The organism is Halomonas sp. NCCP-2165 (assembly GCF_023708045.1).
GTDB classification, from domain to species: domain Bacteria; phylum Pseudomonadota; class Gammaproteobacteria; order Pseudomonadales; family Halomonadaceae; genus Bisbaumannia; species Bisbaumannia pacifica.
Map to the genome: position 1 here is coordinate 1 of NZ_BRCY01000059.1, position 1,590 is coordinate 1,590.

Here is a 1,590-nt window from a genome sequence, read left to right on the forward strand (position 1 = left end):
GGGATGGTGGCCTGGTGGCGTACCTGGCGGCGCCTGGGGCGGGGGGGAGATATCGCTCCCGGCGTCGAACTGGCCGCCCTCTACTGGCACTTCCTGCTGCTGGTGTGGGGCGTGCTCTTCATGCTGCTGCTGATGACCTGAGGAGGCGATCATGAGCGATTCACAGGGTTCCCCATCGCGCCTCGCCGAGGCCGGACGAGACCTGGTCGCCGACTGGACGGCGGATCGTCGGGTCTTCGCCATGCCCTGGGACAAGGCGATGATCTGGCTGTTTATCCTCAGCGATGTGTTTATCTTCGCCTGCTTCCTGGTGGGGTATATGGCGCTGCGCATCGCCGCCACCGAGCCCTGGCCCGATGCCGGCGAGGTGTTCGCCCTGCACCTGGGGGGCGAGGCGGTCCCCCTGCTGCTGATCGCCATCATGACCTTCGTGCTGATCAGCAGCAGCGGCACCATGGCCCTGGCCGTCAAGTCCGCCCATGCCGGGCGGCGTGGCGCGACGGCCCTGTTGCTGGGAGTGACGGCGCTGCTGGGCTTGACCTTCGTGGGCATGCAGGCCTTCGAGTGGACCAAGCTGATCGAGGAGGGCGTCCGGCCCTGGGGCAATCCCTGGGGAGCGGCGCAATTCGGCGCCAGCTTCTTTTTGATCACCGGCTTCCACGGCACCCATGTCAGCATCGGCGTCCTCTTCCTGGTGATCATGACGGTCAAGGCCTGGCGGGGCTCCCTGGGCGAGCGGCGCCCGGGCTTCATGACCCGGCGGCGGGGACGCTATGCCATGGTGGAGTCCCTGGGGCTCTACTGGCACTTCGTCGATCTGGTGTGGGTCTTTATCTTCGCGTTCTTCTACCTCTGGTAGCGGGAGGTCGTCATGTCGGAGTCCGCTCATCCACCATTGCGCGCCTACCTCTGGGTATGGCTGGCGCTCTTCGTGCTCAGCGTCTTCTCCTATGCGGTCGACTATGTCGGCCTGGAGGGGCACCTCAAGTGGCTGCTGATCACCGCCTTTATGCTGCTCAAGGCGGGACTGATCATGGCGGTCTTTATGCATCTGGCCTGGGAGCGGCTGGCGATCGTGGTCACGGTGTTGCTGCCGCCGGGTGCGTTGCTCTTCCTGGCCGCCCTGATGGCCCTGGAGTCCCACTACACCCTGCTTAGCCGGCTGAGCGTCTTCTTCTCCTGAGCGGGGCAAGGCGCTTAGCACGGCCCCGGCGATCGGCTCGGGGATTTCGACCATGCCGAGCCGGCCCTCCCGAGCCCCGAAGCCAAGCATTTGAAAAAAATCGCAAATCAGGGGTTTTCATTTTCCGAAATCTTGGTAATATACGCCTCGTTCTCGGGGCACACGAAGCGCCGGAAACGAGTCGGAGCGTGGCGCAGCTTGGTAGCGCGCTGCAATGGGGTTGCAGAGGTCGCAGGTTCGAATCCTGTCGCTCCGACCAGAAAACACAGTAAAAACCGCCGCTTAGGACTATAGTCCAGCGGCGGTTTTTCGTTGCTTCCCCTGTGGATTCCGCATGGGTTCCACGCGGTGACAACAAAAGCGGCGGGCCAGCCAGTCTGGGGGTAAACCCGGCGGCCGGGGAGGGG

General features: G+C 64.2%; 2 protein-coding genes and 1 tRNA gene. All 3 read left to right on the forward strand.

Going from position 1 to position 1,590, the window contains the following annotated elements; all coding sequences use genetic code 11:
* The first annotated feature begins 151 nt into the window (after positions 1-151).
* Positions 152-859 carry a cytochrome c oxidase subunit 3 gene (locus tag NFU04_RS16290; RefSeq protein ID WP_251310452.1) on the forward strand — a complete coding sequence of 236 codons (708 nt, stop codon included), beginning with the start codon at positions 152-154 and terminating at the stop codon, positions 857-859.
* A 12-nt stretch (positions 860-871) separates the two neighbouring features.
* Positions 872-1,183 carry a cytochrome C oxidase subunit IV family protein gene (locus NFU04_RS16295; protein ID WP_251310453.1) on the forward strand — a complete coding sequence of 104 codons (312 nt, stop codon included), beginning with the start codon at positions 872-874 and terminating at the stop codon, positions 1,181-1,183.
* 182 nt (positions 1,184-1,365) lie between these two features.
* Positions 1,366-1,442: transfer RNA gene (locus NFU04_RS16300), tRNA-Pro, on the forward strand.
* The last annotated feature ends 148 nt before the right edge of the window (positions 1,443-1,590 follow it).

What these genes read in the sequence shown, in the direction of transcription:
- NFU04_RS16295 (WP_251310453.1), top strand. Translation starts at nt 872, where the DNA reads ATGTCGGAGTCCGCTCATCCACCATTGCGCGCCTACCTCTGGGTATGG.
- NFU04_RS16290 (WP_251310452.1), top strand. Translation starts at nt 152, where the DNA reads ATGAGCGATTCACAGGGTTCCCCATCGCGCCTCGCCGAGGCCGGACGA.